We start from the raw sequence: 16,822 nt of genomic DNA, 5'->3' as shown, positions 1-16,822 counted from the left end.
TTCGGGTAGGCCGACCTCAAGGACGGGCGCGGTGGCCGGAGGGAACTGACGTGGGCTGCTCACAGGCGGGCCCCGGCGACGAGCGGGACCAGGTCGCCCGGCGGGTCGCCGACGCCGTGGAGAGCCTCGTGTCGTGCTGGTTCGCCGCGGCCGAGGACGTCACGCCCCACCTGCCCGTACGTCAGCTGCTGGCGCTGCGCACGATACAGCGGCGCCCCGAGCTCAACCTGACCGCGCTGGCCGAGGATCTGGACGTCGGGCTGCCCACCGCGAGCCGGCTGTGCGACCGGCTGGAGACCGCGGGCCTGCTGGAACGGTCCGTCCAGCCGCACAACCGGCGCGAGATACGGCTCGTGGTGACCGCCCGGGGCAGACGCCTGCTCGCGGACGTCACCGAGCACCGCGTCCTGCGGATGGCCGCCGTGTTCGCGACGATGACCCCCGGCCAGTGCGCGGCCCTGGAACAGGGCCTGTTCGCCTTCCACGCGCACGCGGACACCGGCCCCACCGCGGTCGGTTGACGCGGTCGACATGGTCGACACGCGGTTGCCGCGCGGGCAGGACGTCGACGGGCGCGACCGCTCGGTCAGGACGTCGACGGGCGTGGCAGCCGAGTCAGGACGTCGACGGGCGAGTCCGCCGGGTCAGGACGTAGTCGAGCGCGACCGCCGGGTCAGGACGTCGACGGGCCGTGTGGCCGCCCGGTCCGGCTGTCGATGTGACACAGCAGCAGGCATACGTCGTCGTCCCGCTCGGAGTCGCTCAGCAGCGGACGCAGCATCCGGTCCGCGGACCCGGCCAGGTCCGCGTCCAGTTCCTCGGACCCGAACGCCTCCAGCGCCGCCGCCAGGCGCTCGATGCCCGGGTCGATGCCCTGGGCGCGCCGCTCCACCAGCCCGTCCGTGTACAACGCCAGCGTGGAGCCCGGCGTGAGGCGCACGGTGTGGTCGGCGATCTCCTGCTTCAGCGGGATGCCCAGCATCGCGCCGGGCCGGGCGTCGAGCACCTGCGCCCGCCCGTCGGGGGTGCGCAGCACCGGCGGCGGATGGCCGGCGGCGGCCCAGGTCAGCGTCGGGTCGTCGGGGTGGAAGCGCGCGATGACCGCGGTGGCGTACAGATCGGGCTGGAGATGGTGCAGGAACACGTGCAGCCGGGTCAGCAACTGGCCGGGACTGCCCCCGTCGACGGCGTAGGCGCGCAGCGCGGTGCGCAACTGGCTCATCATGACCGCGGCGCGCAGCCCGTGCCCGGTCACGTCACCGATCACGGTGATCAGGCTGCCGTCGGGCTGGCGGAAGGCGTCGTACCAGTCCCCGCCGATGTTCAGCCCGTAGGTGGCCGGCAGATAGCGCGCCGCGAGGCGCAGGCCCGGTGTGGTGGGCAGGTCGGTGAGCAGGGCGCGTTGCAGGGTCTCGGCGATGTCCCGGTTGTGCTCGAAACGCCGGGCGTTGTCGATGGCGATGCTCGCCCGGCGGGTCAGCTCGATGAGCATCACGGCGTCGTCCGGGTCCCAGCGCCCGCCGGGCGGGGAGAGCGTCAGCACGCCCAGGGGCGCGTGCCGGGTCGGCAGCGGGACGTGCAGCAGGGGCCCGGCCGGGTCCGCGGCCGAGGGCGGCCGGTCGTCGACGCCGGGCAGTCCGCCGGAGTGGTCGGCGGCGTACTGGGGCCGTCCGGTACGGGCCGCGAGCACGGCGGCGGCCGGATGCGGGGACGGGCGGCGCGGCCCGGCCCCGAGCAGCCGCGGGCCGGCCTCGAACGGCGGCTCGCCGGGGAACCGTCTGTCGTCGTCCGCGTCGAACAGCCAGACGTCGACGCCACGCGCGTACTCGGGCACCAGCAGGTCCGGGAGCCGGCGCACGATCTCGTCGTGGTTCAGGGAGGCGGTCAGCACGGCGCTCGCGTCCGCCAGGAACGTCAGCCGACGGCGGGCGCGTTCCGCCTCCTCGTGCGCGGCGCGTTCGGCGGCGAACGCCTCGCGCTGAGCCCGTCCGGCCGCGTCCAGTTCGGCGTGGAGCGCGAGGACGCCCTGGTTCGTCTGGTGCAGTTCCTCCCGGTGGTAGGCCACCAGCTCCTCCTGGCCCGCGAGCTGCTCCAGGACCAGCGCCGTGTCCTCGTCGGCGCCGAGCAGGGCTTCCGCGAGGACGTCGGGGTCGTCGGGAACGGCGGCGTCCGGGCCCGGGAGGCCGGCCGCCTCCGGGCAGCGGACCGTCATCCGCCACGGCGGCTCCCCGTCCCAGGAGGGGTGCACCACCGCGCGCAACAGCCGCTCCTGGGCCGTCGACGCCGTCGTGTCCAGGACGAGCCGCCACGTACCGCCCTTGGTGAGGCACTGCCGCAGCCGGGCGCTGAGCGCGGCGACCAGGCGCGTGCGCTCCAGGACCGGCACGCCGCACGCGGCGGCGATCCGGGCCGTGGCGATCCTGGCCCGCGCCGCGTCGGTGACGGTGGTGATCGGCCAGACCCGCGTCATGGGCGCTCCACAGGGCTCGGGGCCAGTACGGCGACGGCGGTGTCGTCCCGTACCGGGCGGGCGGCGCTGCCGGCGTCGCGCACGGTCACGGCGGCCATGACGGCCGGGTCGGCCGGCACGAGCGCGGGGTCGGACGGCGGGGTCCACCGGCTGGGCAGTCCGTCGCTGTGCAGGACCAACAGCCGGTCCGGACCCCATGGCAGCCGGGTCTCGGGCAGGGTGGTCGGACGGTGGACGCCGACGATCCCCGGCCGGGACAGCAGGTGACGCCAGGTGTCGCCCTCGCGCAGCCGGGCTCCTATGTTCCCGATGCCGGCGAACGTCAGCGAGCCGGCCCTCATGTCCAGCTGGGCCAGGGCGACGGCCGCGCCACGGGTGCCGCGCAGCGCGCTGTCGAGCCGACCCAGCAGTTCGGCGGGCGACAGGTGGGCCGCGTGGCTCAGCGCCCGCACCGCCGCCGTCGACGCGCGGGCCGCCTCCGGCCCGTGGCCCAGCCCGTCGGCCAGCATCAGGGTCAGGCGGTCGCCGGCCCGGACCCACGCCCACGCGTCACCGGAGTAGGCGGCACCGGCGAACGGGATGTTCACCCCGCCGGCCCGTACCCCGGCGTGCGGTGCGGCCGGTAGGGCGGCGGCGCCCCCGGCCTTCCCGGGCGTGGCGCCGATCCGGGCCAGCGCGACCGTGCCCCGGCCCGGGGCGCTGTGCAGGTCGAAGTCGTCGGCCAGGCGCCGGCACGTGCCCAGGCCCGCGCCGAGCGAGCCGGCCGTCGAGTAGCCGTCACGCAGGGCGGCTCGGACATCGGTCATGCCCGGTCCGTGGTCGACCGCGGCGATCTGCACGACGTCGTCGCCGTCCCGGCCCTCGCCGGCCGCCGCCGGGGCGACCAGGTCGATCAGGAGCTGTCCGCCGCCGCCGTGCTTGAGCAGGTTGGTGGCCAGCTCGGTGGCCACCAGCGCCGCCGCGGCGGTACGCGTCTCGTCCAGGCCGGCGAGCGCCGCCGCCTCCTCGGCGGCGACCCTCGCGTCACGCACCCGCGTCGAGTCGTGCACCGGTACGTCCCAGAGCCGGGCCATCAGGACTCCTCGGGTGCGGAGGGCGGAACGGGCGGCGCGGGCCGTGCGGGCGGAGGAGACGCGGGAGGCGGTGAGGCCGGATGCGGGAGATACGGCGGCCGGGTCGCCCAGGACGTCACCGTGACGGTGGTGCCGGCCCCCGGCGTGCTGTCGATCGCGAACTCGTGCACCAGTCGGCGCGCACCCCCCAGCCCCATCCCCAGACCGTCGCCGGACGTGTAACCGTCCCGCAGGGCCTGCTCCACGTCAGCGATCCCCGGGCCCTCGTCACCGAAGGACAGCCGAAGACCCGGCACCCGCCCGCGGGTCACCCGGTGCACCGTCAGCTGCCCGCCCCCGCCGTAGACGAGGGTGTTGCGGGCCAGTTCGCTCGCCGCGGTGACCAGCTTGGTCTGTTCGACCAGACCGAAGCCGAGCGTGGCGGCGGACTGGCGCACGTGCTGGCGTACCCAGACCAGGTCCAGGTCCGAGCGGATCGGCAGGCGGGCGTCGACGCCCGCGGCCGTGTCCATCACCCTCTCCCCGGACGGGGGCCGGCGGCGCCCGGCGCCGGGGCGGCGAGAAGGTTCAGGGCCGCCTCGGTGTTCAGCGCCGTGCGCAGTCCGGGCAGGGTCAGTCCCAGTTCGACCAGGGTGATCGCGACCGCGGGACGCATGCCCGCCACGACGGTCCGGGCGGCCAGCAGCCGGGCCTTGGCCGCGATCTCGGCCAGCACCCGCCCCAGGAACGAGTCGACGATCTCGACCCCGGAGATGTCGATGACGACACCGTTCACCCCGCTCGTCCCGATCTTCTCCGTGATGTCCTGCTGGAGCTGTTCCGCCGTGCTGTCGTGCAGGTCCCCCTGAAGGGTGACCAGGAGCACGTCGCCGAGCCGGAGCACCGGTACGTGCCCCGTCGGCGGGCGGGAGAACTCGTCGATCACCGCGACCCCGCACCGCCCGGCGCCGTGTTGACGATGTCGGCGCCCAACTGATGCAGCGCGTGCGCCAGGGCGTCGGCGAGGCTCGCCCGGGTGACCACGGTGCCCAGGTCAAGACCGAGGTGGACGATGGTCTGCGCGATCGCGGGACGGATGCCGGAGACCACGCACTCCGCGCCCATCAGCCGGGCCGCGGCGACCGTCTTCATCAGGTGCTGGGCCACCAGGGAGTCGACCGTGGGCACGCCGGTGATGTCCAGGATCGCGTACCGCGCCTGCTGGTCGACGACGGCCTCCAGCAGCGTCTCCATGACCACCTGGCTGCGGGCGCTGTCGAGCGTCCCGATGAGCGGTACCGCCACGATGCCGTCCCACAGCTTGATGACGGGCGTGGCCACCTCGAGCAGTTGCAGCCGCTGCCGGTCGATGAGGGCCTCGCCCTCGCTCAGGGCGGTCTCCAGGACCACCAGCCGCAGCGTCCCGAGCAGGACGGTCAGGACGGAGGCGCACTCGAGCAGATGCTCGGCCGGTGCGTCGGGAAGGTCGGAGAGCAGGAGGTTCACGGCGGGCCGACGCAGGCCGTCGACCTCTCTCGACACCTGCGCGTTGGACAGCCCGGCGCGAGCGCGCGAGGCCCCCATCCGCGCCAACTGGTCCCGCACCATGGTGAATCCGGCCGCGTCCGGATCCGCCACCCGCTCCGTTCCCGCCACTTCGGCGAGCGCGTCGACCACGACTCTGCCCGCCTCCACCGCCTCGTCCCGCGAGACGGTGAAGACCGCGCGGAACAGGGGCTCGTCGGCCCACCGTTGCGCGACCTGCTCACGGCGGCGGCGCAGGAAGTCCCCGACGTCCCGCGTCGGCGACCCGTACTGGCCTGCCGCTTCGTGCTCCGGCACCTGTTTCACTCCTCGGCTCTGGGTCTCTGGTCTTCGGTCTCTGGATCCTTCGGGGCCCTGGATCCTTCGGGGGCTTCAGGGCCTGAGCCCCTGGCCCGCCCCTCAGGGCACGCCGGGCGCGCGTCGGGTACGACAGTTGTCGGACGGCAACTGTCGGGCGTGCGCGCGCCCCGTGCCCGGACACCCCGGTCTCCTCAGGCCCTCTGGCGCTCAGGCTCTCCGGCGCGCAGGCCCTCAGGCCCGCTGGTCCGGTATGACCTCCGGCGATACGCCGACGCGGGCGAGGGCTTCGTCGAGGCTCTCCGAGACGGGCACGGTGATGCTGACGCCGGTGAGGTCCAGGACCCGTCGTACGGCGGGGGCGGGCGAGATGACCTGCACGCTCCCCGACACCTCGCGGGCCTCCTGGTACACCCGCAGGACGATGTTCATGCCGGACGAGTCCATGAACGGCACCGCCGTGAGGTCGAGCAGGAAGTGCCGGCGGCCGTGATGGAGCTGGTTGGCCAGGTGGTGCTGGAACTCGGTGGCGGTGTCGAGGTCCAGATAACCTTCGACCGCGACCAGGGCGACCTCCTCCGTGAGCACGGTGACCTCGACGGACAGCGGGTTCTTGGCAAGGGGCACGGTTTTCCTCCACAGGTGTTCTGCGACGCGCGGGGTCCTTCGCGCCGGGCGCGACGGCCCGGCGCACGACTGTGCCCGGCGTCCCCGCCCTCGGGCGGCGACGCCGGGCACGGGGGCGTCAGGCGATCTCGGGGCCCAGCAGCCCGGTGCGCAGCCGCCGGACCATGCGGGTGATCAGACGGGACACGTGCATCTGGGAGATGCCGAGTTCCTTGCCGATGTCGGCCTGCGTGCGCTCCTCCACGAAGCGCATGTGGATGATCAGCCGCTCCCGGTCGTCGAGTTCGGCGATGAGCGGCGCCAGCGAGTGGAAGTCCTCCACCAGGGCGAGCGCCGGTTCCTCCTCGCCGATGAAGTCGGCCAGTACGGATTCGCCCTCCGCGCCGCCGTCGGAGCTGAGGGCCGCGTCGAGGGATGAGGAGGTGTAGCAGTTGGACGCCTTGCGCGCCTCGATGACCTCCTCCTCGGTCAGCGACATGAGCTGCGAGAGCTCCCGCGTGGTGGGCATCCGGCCCAGCCGGGTCTGGAGCTCCTCGGTGGCCTTGGCCAGTTCGACCCGGGCCTCCTGCAACCGCCGGGGGACGTGCACGGCCCAGCTGGTGTCACGGAAGAAGCGCTTGATCTCGCCGACGATGTAGGGAACGGCGAACGAGGTGAACTCGACCTCGCGGGTGAGCTCGAACCGGTCGATGGCCTTGATCAGACCGATCGTGCCGACCTGGACGATGTCCTCCATCGAGTCCCCGCGGCTGCGGAAGCGCGAGGCCGCGTAACGCACCAGGGACAGGTTCATCTCGATCAGCGTGTTGCGCGCGTACTGGTGCTCGGGCGTGCCCTCCTCCAGTACCGCGAGGCGGTCGAAGAACCGCCGCGAGAGCTCGCGCGCGTCCTTGGGGCTGACCTTCGAGGGAGCGTCGATGAGCGGAAGCTCTCCCAGGAGGCCGTCCGTGACCGTCTGCTCCACCGTCGTCACGGCATTCATGCCGCCCACTCCGTTCGTCGTCCTGTTGCTGTCGGCATGCGACTGCCCCGAGTCGCGCATCTCATGTCCGCCATCTGGAAAAGAGAGACCTGCGTCTCAAAGATGTGGCCGAAAAGTGCCGTTGGCGGTGAATCGTCCAGGGGTGCCGGACCGCCTCACGGGACTCAGGGTTCCCGACGGTACGTCAGAGCGACGCCGTAGGCTGGGGGACGGACGCGGAAGGCGGGGTGCTCGGATGGTGAACAGGGGGCGCGCGGAAAGACGCCAGGAACCGTTCGTCCATCCGGCCTTCTTCTACCGTGGTGACGAGGAGTACCTGGCCGGGATCGTGCCCTTCGTGCGGGAGGGGCTCGCGGCGGGGGAACCGGTGGCCGTGGCCGTGCCCCCGCGGCGGCTCCGGCTCGTCAGGACCGCACTCGGCGACCGCGCGGCCCGGGTGCGCTTCGTCGACATGACCGACGCCGGCCGTAACCCCGGCCGCATCATCCCGGCGGTGCTGCGGCAGTTCGCCGACACCGCCGGCGGCGCCAGGGTGCGGATCGTCGGGGAACCGGTCTGGCCGGGTCGTACGGCCGAGGAGTATCCGGCCTGTGTCCAGCACGAAGCGCTCATCAACGACGCCTTCCAGGGGCGCGTCGCGACGATCCTGTGCCCCTACGACGCCCACGGCCTGCCCGCCGTGGCGCTCGCCGACGCCCGCGCCACGCACCCCGTCCTCGTCACCGGCGGCCGCACCACGGTCAGTCGCGACTACGACCCCCGAGGCGTGCTGGAGCGCTGCAACGAGCCGCTGCCGTCGCCGTCGGACACCCTCACGGTCCGGTTCGACGCCGCGGCCCTGCCGGGAACCCGGGACACGGCGCTCCACGAGGCGCGCGGCCGGGGCATGAGCCCCGCCCGGTTGCAGGATCTGGCCCTCGTGGTGGCGGAGCTGACCACCAACAGCGTGGTCCACGGCGGCGGCGGGGGCACGCTGGGGCTCTGGGTCGACGGCGACCAACTGGTCTGCCAGGTCCGGGACTCCGGCCGGCTCGGCGACCCGCTGGCGGGCCGCCGCCCGGCCCGCCCCGAGCAGATCGGCGGCCGCGGGCTGCTGCTCGTGCACCGGCTGTCCGACCTGGTCCGTACCTACGCCGGCGAGCACGGGACCACCACACGCGCCCGCCTCGGCCTGCGCTGACTCCACGAGTTTCCGCGCGCGAGGGTCCGGGTCCGAATGCGCGTGCGGTGAAGGGGTATTTGGTGCTGTGGGAGAGGCGGGCACCGAACGTCCGTCCGCACGGGCATCGGACGCCCGGGAGGAAGAGGAAGGGGCAGTGTGGTCACCGGCAGAATCTGGACGTACGCGACGGACAGCGGTCACGTCGAGGGGCAGGACCTGACGGGGTACGCCGTCGTCGCGAGCGACGGCACGATCGGACACGTGGAGCGGCAGGCCGACCCGCACGGGATGCGGCACCTGGTCGTCGACACCGGAGTGTGGCTGTTCGGCAGGAGCGCCGTCGTGCCGGCGGGGCTGATCGCCGCCATCGACGCGCAGGCCCGCAAGGTCTCGCTCGCCTGCACCGGGGGTGAGGTCAAGGCGGCGCCCCGGTTCCGGATCGACAGCGAGACGCGCGATCCGCGCTACCTGGCGACCGTCGGCGAGCACTACGAACGGCTCGCCGCGCCCAGGACCCCGACGGACTGAACCGGTCCGAGCGGACCGGCGGCCCAGTCACCGACCGAGTCACCGACCGAGTCACGAGTCACCAGGGGAGGAAGACGTGGACGTCCTTGCCCCGGTCGGTGGTCACCACGCTGACCTGGGTGCACAGGGCGTGCACCAGATGCCAGCCGATCCCGCCGCCACCGCTGCTCGGGTGGAAGGGGCGCGGTGCGGGCGGTGTGGCGCTGGTGTCGTGCATCGTGACGTGCACGCCGTCGAACGTCCGGCGCAGGCGCAGTTCGAAGGGGCCGGGCGCGTACTGGACCGCGTTGGCGGCCAGTTCCGTGACGATCAGCACGATGTCGTGCCAGCACTCCGCGGCCGCGGGTGGTGCGACGCCGGACAGCTCACGGAGGAATTCCTCCGCCGCCAGGCGCGCGCTCGTGACGTCCGCCGGCATGCCGGCGAAGCCGACAATGCGGCTCGCGATGTCCTGGGAAGCCAGTGTTCCGTCCCCGCGCGGCTCGGTTGCCATGTCGCCTCTCTCGGCCCTGGTGTCGGCAGGGCTCTCGTCCCTTCTCATACGTCTCTTGCTTCGTCACCCCTGCGAGTTCCCGAGGGTGCGCCGGGTACGCGTCCGAGACGACGGCCGTACGGGTGATCCTTCCCGGAATCCCCGTCGGGTCACGGCGAGCGGCCCCCTGGCCACGGAGCGTACGCGGCCACGCCGATCCGCCGGAGGCGGTCGGGGCGACCGGGCCGGTGTGACAGGGCCAGGACAGCAAATATTCGCACGGGAGCGCGATCGGTAGGGCTGTCTCGGCGGTTCGGGGGCATCCGGACGTCAGGTAATGACACCGACAAGAGGAGAAGCCGTGCTGGCCATCGTCGCAGCGGTCCTGCTGTTCATCGCGTTCCTGATCAATGCCGCGGACATCTCCACCAATGACGTGTTCACGTCGACCAACGTCATGCTTCTGGGGCTGACCGCCCTGGCCCTGCACCTGGCGGGCGTGGGTACCGGCTGGGCGGCCCGCGGCCGTCGGCGCTGACCGTGCGGGGCCGCGGCCCCTACCGGAACACGTTGTCCGAGTCGTCCCAGCCGAGCACCTCCTCCGGCGCGCTCTGCCGCGGCAGACGCGACCGGGCCTGGTACATGGCGTTGATCTCGGCGGCGTAGTGCTGCACGATCGCGTCCCGGCGCAGCTTCATCGACGGAGTCAGCATGCCGTTGGACTGGTCGAACGGCTCCGGGAGCACCCGGAACACCCGGATGGACTCGGCCCGGGACACCGCGCTGTTGGCCGCGGCCACGGCGCGCCCGATCTCCTCCCGCAGCGCGTTCTCCTCGCGCGCCTCCCGGTTCGGCGCGTCGCCCTGCGACGTCAGCGCCGCCCGCCAGTGCGCCACGAACACCGGGTCCAGGGTGATCAGGGCGCCCATGCAGGGGCGGTTCTCGCCCACGATCACGGCCTGGTGGACCAGCGGATGCATTCGCAGCCGCTGCTCCAGCGGGGCCGGGGCCACGCTGTTGCCACCGCTGGTGACGATCATGTCCTTCTTGCGGCCGGTGATCGTCAGGTAGCCCTCGGTGTCCAGCCTCCCGAGGTCGCCGGTGGCCAGCCAGCCGCCCCGCAGCACTCTGCGCGTGGCACCCTCGTCGTTCACGTACCCCTGGAAGACCGACGGCCCGTGCACCAGGATCTCCCCGTCCTCGGCCACCCGGATGTCGACGCCGGGCAGGGCCTGCCCGACGGTCCCCGACTTCTCGCGGCCCAGCGGCTGCACGGTGAGCCCGCCGGCGGTCTCGGTGAGCCCGTAGCCGTCGTGCACGAGGATGCCGATGCCCTCGTAGAAGAGGGAGAGCTCGCGGTTGAGCGGCGAACCGCCCGAGGTCGCGCGGGTGACCCGGCCGCCCAGCGCGGCACGCAGCTTGCGGTACACCGTCCGCTCGTACAGGGCGTGCTGGAGCCGCAGATCCAGCCCGGGACCCGATCCACGGCCCAGCCGCTGCCGCTCGGTGGCCGTCGCGAAGTCCCGGGCGGTCTCGGCGGCCCGCTCGAACAACGGTCCGCGGCCCGCCTGTTGGGCCGTACGCAGGAACGTCTTGTACAGCTTCTCGAAGACCGACGGGACGGCGTAGAAGTACGTGGGCCGGAACGAGAGCAGCGCCGAGGACAGGGCGGCCTCGCTCATGTCCGGTTCATGGCCCATCAGCAGCCCGCCGCGCATGCACAGGCCCTGGATCATCAGCCCGTACACGTGGGAGAACGGCAGGAAGGCGAGGATCGCCGGCTGCTCCCCGGGCGGTGCCGCCGTGTGGCCCCAGCCCTCCAGCAGCGTGTCGCAGGGGCTCGCCAGGCTGCGGTGGCTCAGCGCGCAGCCCATCGGGCGCCCCGAGGTGCCGGAGGTGTAGGCGACCACCGCCGTGGAGTCCGGAAGGACGATGCGGCGCAGTGAGTCCACGGTGGTGATCGGGATGAACTCGCCGCGCTCGACCAGCTGTTCCAGCGCTCCGGCGTCCAACTGCCAGACGTGGCGCAGCATCGGCAGCCCGGCGCACACCGAACCTACGGTCATGACGCTTTGTTCGTCCTCGACGACGACGCCCACACACCCCGCGTCCCGCAGCATCCACTCCACCTGGTCGCGCGACGAGGTGGGATGGATCGGCACCACCTCGGCGCCGACCGTCCACAGCGCATGGCTGAGAACCGTCCACTCGTAACGGGTCCGCGCCATGATCGCCACCCGGGCGCCCGGCGAGATCCCGGACGCGATCAGGCCCTTGGCCAGATCGACGACCGTGTCCCGCACCTCGACCGCGGTCACCTCTTCCCAGGCGGTGCTCGCCGAGGCGTCCCGGCGGCGGGCGAGCAACGGCAGGGCCGGGTTGCGCGCCGCCGCGTCGAAGACACTGTCGGCGAGCCCCCCGGTCAGGGGCGGGGTGGGCGGGGGAGCGAGGGCGAAGTCGCGCATGCGCTGCTCCTGGGGTGTACGGGGAGTGACTCCACCTATGAGAACTGTTATCGACGCTGGTCGAATCTAGCCCAGGAGAGACCGAATAGTGCCGGGAACGGAGAAGTAATCGAGCCGTGATCATCCCCGCCGGTCCGGCCGTGACCGAACCGGCTCATTTCCGCCCGAGCCGCCCGCACTTCACCGCGACGCGCCCCGATCACCCGACGCCTGTCACCCCAGCGGCGTCAGCCAGATCGTGGCGAGCGGCGGCAGCGTGAGCGTGAGCCGGCCGTCCAGCCGCTTGACCGGTTCGGTCCGTACGACATCGCCGCCGCCGTAGCGTGCCGCGTCGGTGTTGAGGCTCTCCTGCCAGGCGTCGACGGAGTCCGGCACCCACAGCTCGTAGTCGTGCCGGACCACGGGGGAGAAGTTGGACACCGACAGCAACGGGCTGCCGTCCGCGGCGAACCGCAGGAACGCGAAGACGTTGTCGTCGGCGGCGTCGCCGACGATCCACTGGAAGCCGGCCGGCTGGGTGTCGCGCTGCCAGAGCGCCGGGGTGCGGTGGTAGGCGGTGTTGAGGTCGCGGACCAGGTCGCGCACACCGCGGTGGTCGGCCTGCGCCGCGTAGAGCGGGTCGAGCAGCCACCAGTCCGGGCCGTGCGCCTCGGACCATTCCCCGCCCTGGGCGAACTCCTGACCCATGAAGAGGAGTTGCTTGCCGGGGTGGGCCCACATGAAGCCGAGGTAGGCGCGGTGGTTCGCGCGCTGCTGCCACCAGTCGCCCGGCATCTTCGACACCAGCGCCTGCTTGCCGTGCACGACCTCGTCGTGCGAGATGGGCAGGATGTAGTTCTCGCTGTACGCGTACATCATCGAGAAGGTCATCTCGTTGTGGTGGTACTTGCGGTGCACCGGCTCGTGGCTCATGTACTCCAGCGAGTCGTGCATCCAGCCCATGTTCCACTTCAGCCCGAAACCGAGTCCGCCGCCGTCGGTGGGCCGGGTCACCCCGTCCCAGGCGGTGGACTCCTCCGCGATGGTGATGACCCCGGGCACCCGCCGGTACAGCGTCGCGTTCATCTCCTGCAGGAACGCCTTCGCCGCCAGGTCCTCGTTGCCACCGAAGACGTTGGGCTCCCACTGACCTGAGTCCCGCGAGTAGTCGAGGTAGAGCATCGAGGCGACCGCGTCCACCCGCAGCCCGTCGATGTGGAACTCCTCGCACCAGTACACGGCGTTGGCGACCAGGAAGTTGCGCACCTCGACGCGCGCGTAGTCGAACTCGTAGGTGCCCCAGTCCGGATGCTCCGCGCGCCGCCAGTCACCCGGTTCGTACAGCGGCTCCCCGTCGAACCGGGCCAGCGCCCAGTCGTCCTTCGGGAAGTGGGCCGGGACCCAGTCCATGATGACGCCGATCCCGGCCCGGTGCAGGGCGTCGACCAGGTACTTGAAGTCGTCCGGGGAGCCGAGCCGGGACAGCGGCGCGTAGAAGCCGGTGACCTGGTAGCCCCAGGAGCCGCTGAACGGGTGGTGGGCGACGGGCATCAGCTCGACATGGGTGAAGCCGAGGTCCTTGACGTACGCGGGCAGTTCATCCGCGAGTTCACGATACGTCAGACCGGGCCGCCAGGAGGGGAGATGGACCTCGTAGACGGAGAACGGCGCCTCGTGCACCGGTGTGTCCCCGCGGTGCGCCAGCCAGTCGGCGTCGGCCCACTCGTGGCGCGAGACCGTCACGATCGACGCCGTGTCCGGCGCCACCTCCGTGCGGCGCGCCATCGGGTCGGCCTTCAGGAACCGGTCGCCGTGCCGGGACGTGATCTCGAACTTGTACCGCGCGCCCTCGCCGATGCCGGGCAGGAACAGCTCCCACACCCCGGACGCGCCGAGCGAGCGCATCGGGAACTGGGTGCCGTCCCAGAAGGTGAAGTCCCCGGCCACCCGCACCCCTTGGGCGTTCGGCGCCCATACGGTGAAGCGGGTTCCGGTCACGCCCTGATGGGCCATGGGCTCGGCGCCGAGCGCCGTCCACAGCTGCTCGTGCCGGCCCTCGCGGACGAGGTGCAGATCGAACTCGCCCAGGGACGGCAGGAAACGGTACGGGTCGTGGACCTCGTACTCCGTGTCCTCGTACGCCACCAGCAGCGAGTAGTCCGGGACCGAGTCGAACGGCAGGACGGCGGAGAAGAGGCCGTCGCCGTCCGAGACCAGCGCGCTGGGAGTGCCGTCGACGACGACGCTGACCGATCGGGCGAACGGACGCAGCGCCCGGAAGACGACACCGCCCGTGACCGGGTGGGCGCCGAGCAGCGCGTGCGGGTCGTGATGCGCGCCCGACAGCAGGCGCCGACGTGCCTCGGGATCCAGGGCGAGGGTCGTCGACGGGACGGGTCCGGCCGACTCCAGGGGTGAGCTCTCTCGCAGTGCCACGGTGTCAGGCTCCTCTCACGGCGAGACGCTCGATCGCCGCCATTGGTACGGGCATCCAGTCCGGGCGGTGCCGGGCCTCGTACAGGACTTCGTAGACGGCCCTGTCCGTCTCGTAGGCGCGCAGCAGGGCGTGCTTCTTGCGCGGGTCCCAGCCCGCCCGGTCGGCGTAGCCCGCGCAGAACGCCTCCCGGCAGCGCAGGGCCCACTCCGGGCGCCAGGGGTGGCGCTGTCGGGCGGCGTAGTCGAAGGAGCGCAGCATGCCCGCGATGTCCCGCACCGGGGAGTGCGCGCTGCGGCGTTCGGCCAGCGGACGCGAGGGCTCGCCCTCGAAGTCGATGACGAACCACTCACGCCCGGCGCGCAGGACCTGCCCGAGGTGCAGGTCCCCGTGGATGCGTTGGGCGGCCGGGCCGGGATCGCAGGTGTCGAGCGCCTCGAACGCGGTCCGCAGTCCGGTGACGAACGGCCGCAGCGAGGGGACATGGTGCGCGGCGGACTCCAGCCGCTCGGTCATCGCGGCCGCCGTCCGTCCGTTCTCGGCGTGCGCGTCGACGGGCAGGGCCGAGGCCAGTGCGAGATGCACCTCCGCCATGGCCCCGCCCAGTTCCCGCGACTCCGCCGTGAAGTCGTCGCCCGCGGCGAGCGCGCGCAGGGCGAGGGCCCAGCCGTCGGACGCGCCGGGCAGGTACGGCTGCAACACACCCAGCGTGGCGTCCTGCGGGTCCGACGTACGGAACCAGGCCACCGGGGCGGGCACCCGGCCGCAGCCCTGCCCGGCCAGCGCGACCGGCACCTCCAGATCGGGATTGATCCCGGGCTGGATGCGCCGGAACAGCTTCAGGATGAACGCGTCGCCGTACACGATCGACGAGTTGGACTGCTCGGTGCCCAGCAGCCGCGGCGACAGCCCCGCGGGCACCGGCACGGACGCGTCGGACTCGAACCGCAGCGGGCCCAGGGTGCCGGGGTGCCGCAGCCGCTCCAGCAGCAGGTGCGTCGACCGGGGGTCCTGGAGGGCGTCGTAGACCGTCAGGCCGGCCAGCGGTCCGAAGTCCGCGCGCCCGATCAGCGCCCGGCCGAGGCGGGGCGACAGATGTTCCTGCAGGCCAAGGAGCAACTGGTAGCAGTCGCCGGCCGGGGCGGTGCCGCCGGGCGAGGGGACCCCGCTCTGCCCGGTGTGCACGAGCAGGTGCAGACAGCCGGGGAACAGTTCGGTCATCGACAGCAGACGCAGATCCGTCAGGGGCCGGTCCTTGCCGGCGAACCAGCGCTGCCGCGGCAGCCACTCCCGCAGCAGCCCGCCGAGCGAGGCCATGGGCTGGCTGCCGCCGGCACTGGTCGCGTGGAGATATGCGGTCTTCGGCATGGTGACGCGTCCTTTCCTCGGCGCAGGCTCACAGTCGTCGGCCGGTGTGGGGTGCGACTCGGACGAGTCGGAACCAGTAGAAGCCGTGCCCGGTGAGCGTGAGCAGGTAGGGCAGTTCGCCGATGGCCGGGAAGCGCACCCCGCCGAACAGCTCCACCGGGTGCCTCCCGTGGAATTCCCGCAGGTCCAGCTCGGTCGGCTGGGCGAAACGGGAGAAGTTGTGCACGCACAGCACCAGGTCGTCCTCGTGCTCGCGCAGGAAGGCGAGCACGGCCGGGTTGGAGGACGGCAACTCGGTATAGGACCCCAGTCCGAAGGCAGGATTCTGCTTACGGATCTCGATCATGCGGCGGGTCCAGTGCAGCAGGGACGACGGCGAGGACATGGACGCCTCGACGTTGGTCACCTGGTAGCCGTAGACCGGGTCCATGATCGTGGGCAGGTACAGCCGCCCGGGGTCCGAGGAGGAGAAGCCCGCGTTGCGGTCGGGGGTCCACTGCATCGGGGTGCGGACGCCGTCGCGGTCGCCGAGCCAGATGTTGTCGCCCATGCCGATCTCGTCGCCGTAGTAGAGGATCGGCGAGCCGGGCAGGGAGAGCAGCAGGGCGGTGAAGAGTTCGATCTGGTTGCGGTCGTTGTCCAGCAGGGGGGCGAGGCGGCGGCGGATGCCGATGTTGGCGCGCATCCGCGGGTCCTTCGCGTACTCCGCGTACATGTAGTCGCGTTCTTCGTCGGTGACCATCTCGAGGGTGAGCTCGTCGTGGTTGCGCAGGAAGATGCCCCACTGGCAGCCGGACGGGATCGCCGGGGTCTTCGCCAGGATTTCCGAGACGGGGTGGCGCGATTCGCGGCGGACGGCCATGAAGATCCGCGGCATGACCGGGAAGTGGAACGCCATGTGGCATTCGTCGCCGCCGGCGGCGTAGTCGCCGAAGTAGTCGACGACGTCCTCGGGCCACTGATTGGCCTCGGCGAGGATGACCGTGTCCGGGTACATCGCGTCGATGTCGCGTCGTACGCGCCTGAGGAACTCGTGCGTCGCGGGGAGGTTCTCGCAGTTGGTGCCCTCCTTGGCGTACAGGTAGGGCACGGCGTCGAGGCGGAAGCCGTCGATGCCGAGGTCCAGCCAGAAGCGGAGAGCGGCCAGGACCTCCTCCTGGACGGCCGGGTTCTCGTAGTTGAGATCGGGCTGGTGGGAGAAGAAGCGGTGGAAGAAGTACTGGTTGCGGACCGGGTCGAAGGTCCAGTTGGAGACTTCGGTGTCGACGAAGATGATGCGGGCGTCCTGGTACTGCTTGTCGTCGTCGGCCCACATGTAGAAGTCGCCGTAGGGACCGTGGGGATCTTTCCTGGACTCCTGGAACCACGGGTGCTGGTCGCTGGTGTGGTTCATGACGAAGTCGATGATCACGCGCATGCCGCGCTGGTGGGCGGCGTCGAC

Annotated in this window: 15 protein-coding genes and 1 pseudogene; 4 read left to right on the top strand and 12 right to left on the bottom strand. The window is 72.0% G+C overall.

Going from position 1 to position 16,822, the window contains the following annotated elements; all coding sequences use genetic code 11:
• Positions 1 to 50: 50 nt before the first annotated feature.
• On the top strand, positions 51 to 521 hold the full coding sequence (locus ACWCQK_RS14090) for a MarR family winged helix-turn-helix transcriptional regulator (RefSeq protein ID WP_451155372.1): 471 nt from the start codon (positions 51 to 53) through the stop codon (positions 519 to 521).
• A gap of 152 nt (positions 522 to 673) precedes the next feature.
• Here the strand turns inward: ACWCQK_RS14090 and ACWCQK_RS14085 are convergent, their stop codons facing one another.
• The 7 genes and pseudogenes from ACWCQK_RS14085 to ACWCQK_RS14055 all read right to left on the bottom strand — a co-directional run bounded on the left by ACWCQK_RS14085 (position 674) and on the right by ACWCQK_RS14055 (position 6,973).
• Complete coding sequence (locus ACWCQK_RS14085) at positions 674 to 2,470, bottom strand: PP2C family protein-serine/threonine phosphatase (RefSeq protein ID WP_451155371.1); 1,797 nt, start codon at positions 2,468 to 2,470, stop codon at positions 674 to 676.
• A complete protein-coding gene (locus ACWCQK_RS14080; RefSeq protein ID WP_451155370.1) occupies positions 2,467 to 3,543 on the bottom strand; it encodes a SpoIIE family protein phosphatase in 1,077 nt (358 codons plus the stop codon). The genes ACWCQK_RS14085 and ACWCQK_RS14080 overlap by 4 nt, the downstream gene beginning before the upstream one ends.
• 92 nt (positions 3,544 to 3,635) lie before the next feature.
• Positions 3,636 to 4,055: pseudogene (locus ACWCQK_RS14075) on the bottom strand (anti-sigma regulatory factor); the annotation flags it as partial.
• Positions 4,055 to 4,468, bottom strand: a complete 414-nt coding sequence (locus tag ACWCQK_RS14070; protein WP_451155369.1) for an STAS domain-containing protein — start codon at positions 4,466 to 4,468, stop codon at positions 4,055 to 4,057. The gene ACWCQK_RS14070 and the pseudogene ACWCQK_RS14075, both read right to left, overlap by 1 nt.
• A complete protein-coding gene (locus ACWCQK_RS14065) occupies positions 4,465 to 5,364 on the bottom strand; it encodes an STAS domain-containing protein (protein ID WP_451155368.1) in 900 nt (299 codons plus the stop codon). Before ACWCQK_RS14065 ends, ACWCQK_RS14070 begins: the two co-directional genes overlap by 4 nt.
• A gap of 234 nt (positions 5,365 to 5,598) precedes the next feature.
• Positions 5,599 to 5,991, bottom strand: coding sequence for an STAS domain-containing protein (locus ACWCQK_RS14060; RefSeq protein WP_451155367.1), 393 nt, complete (start codon positions 5,989 to 5,991; stop codon positions 5,599 to 5,601).
• A gap of 118 nt (positions 5,992 to 6,109) precedes the next feature.
• Positions 6,110 to 6,973 (bottom strand): SigB/SigF/SigG family RNA polymerase sigma factor, encoded by an 864-nt coding sequence (locus ACWCQK_RS14055; protein WP_451155366.1) that lies wholly within the window; start codon positions 6,971 to 6,973, stop codon positions 6,110 to 6,112.
• Positions 6,974 to 7,208: 235 nt separating this feature from the next.
• Here ACWCQK_RS14055 and ACWCQK_RS14050 point away from each other — a divergent pair, with 235 nt between their 5' ends.
• Together ACWCQK_RS14050 and ACWCQK_RS14045 are read left to right on the top strand one after the other, a co-directional pair.
• Positions 7,209 to 8,153 (top strand): anti-sigma factor RsbA family regulatory protein, encoded by a 945-nt coding sequence (locus ACWCQK_RS14050; RefSeq protein WP_451155365.1) that lies wholly within the window; start codon positions 7,209 to 7,211, stop codon positions 8,151 to 8,153.
• A 138-nt stretch (positions 8,154 to 8,291) separates the two neighbouring features.
• Positions 8,292 to 8,663 carry a PRC-barrel domain containing protein gene (locus tag ACWCQK_RS14045; RefSeq protein WP_451155364.1) on the top strand — a complete coding sequence of 124 codons (372 nt, stop codon included), beginning with the start codon at positions 8,292 to 8,294 and terminating at the stop codon, positions 8,661 to 8,663.
• A gap of 58 nt (positions 8,664 to 8,721) precedes the next feature.
• Here ACWCQK_RS14045 and ACWCQK_RS14040 read toward each other — a convergent pair whose 3' ends face one another.
• Positions 8,722 to 9,156, bottom strand: coding sequence for an ATP-binding protein (locus tag ACWCQK_RS14040; protein WP_451155363.1), 435 nt, complete (start codon positions 9,154 to 9,156; stop codon positions 8,722 to 8,724).
• Positions 9,157 to 9,496: 340 nt separating this feature from the next.
• Between ACWCQK_RS14040 and ACWCQK_RS14035 the strand changes: the two genes are divergently transcribed.
• Entirely contained in the window at positions 9,497 to 9,673 is a 177-nt protein-coding gene (locus ACWCQK_RS14035; RefSeq protein ID WP_451155362.1) for a hypothetical protein, read from the top strand.
• A gap of 19 nt (positions 9,674 to 9,692) precedes the next feature.
• Here the strand turns inward: ACWCQK_RS14035 and ACWCQK_RS14030 are convergent, their stop codons facing one another.
• The 4 genes from ACWCQK_RS14030 to treS all read right to left on the bottom strand — a co-directional run.
• Positions 9,693 to 11,600 (bottom strand): AMP-dependent synthetase/ligase, encoded by a 1,908-nt coding sequence (locus tag ACWCQK_RS14030; protein WP_451155361.1) that lies wholly within the window; start codon positions 11,598 to 11,600, stop codon positions 9,693 to 9,695.
• Positions 11,601 to 11,813: 213 nt separating this feature from the next.
• Positions 11,814 to 14,015: a 1,4-alpha-glucan branching enzyme gene (gene glgB / locus ACWCQK_RS14025; protein ID WP_451155360.1), complete on the bottom strand. Its 2,202-nt coding sequence runs from the start codon at positions 14,013 to 14,015 to the stop codon at positions 11,814 to 11,816.
• A gap of 4 nt (positions 14,016 to 14,019) precedes the next feature.
• Complete coding sequence (locus ACWCQK_RS14020; protein ID WP_451155359.1) at positions 14,020 to 15,381, bottom strand: maltokinase N-terminal cap-like domain-containing protein; 1,362 nt, start codon at positions 15,379 to 15,381, stop codon at positions 14,020 to 14,022.
• 28 nt (positions 15,382 to 15,409) lie between these two features.
• Positions 15,410 to 16,822 (bottom strand): maltose alpha-D-glucosyltransferase (gene treS, locus ACWCQK_RS14015; RefSeq protein ID WP_451155358.1); only part of this gene is annotated, 1,413 nt, incomplete at its 5' end.

Source organism: Streptomyces sp. NPDC002306, from assembly GCF_053593435.1.
Note: the sequence above shows the minus strand (reverse complement) of the source record. Positions and strands in the feature narration are given on the sequence as shown.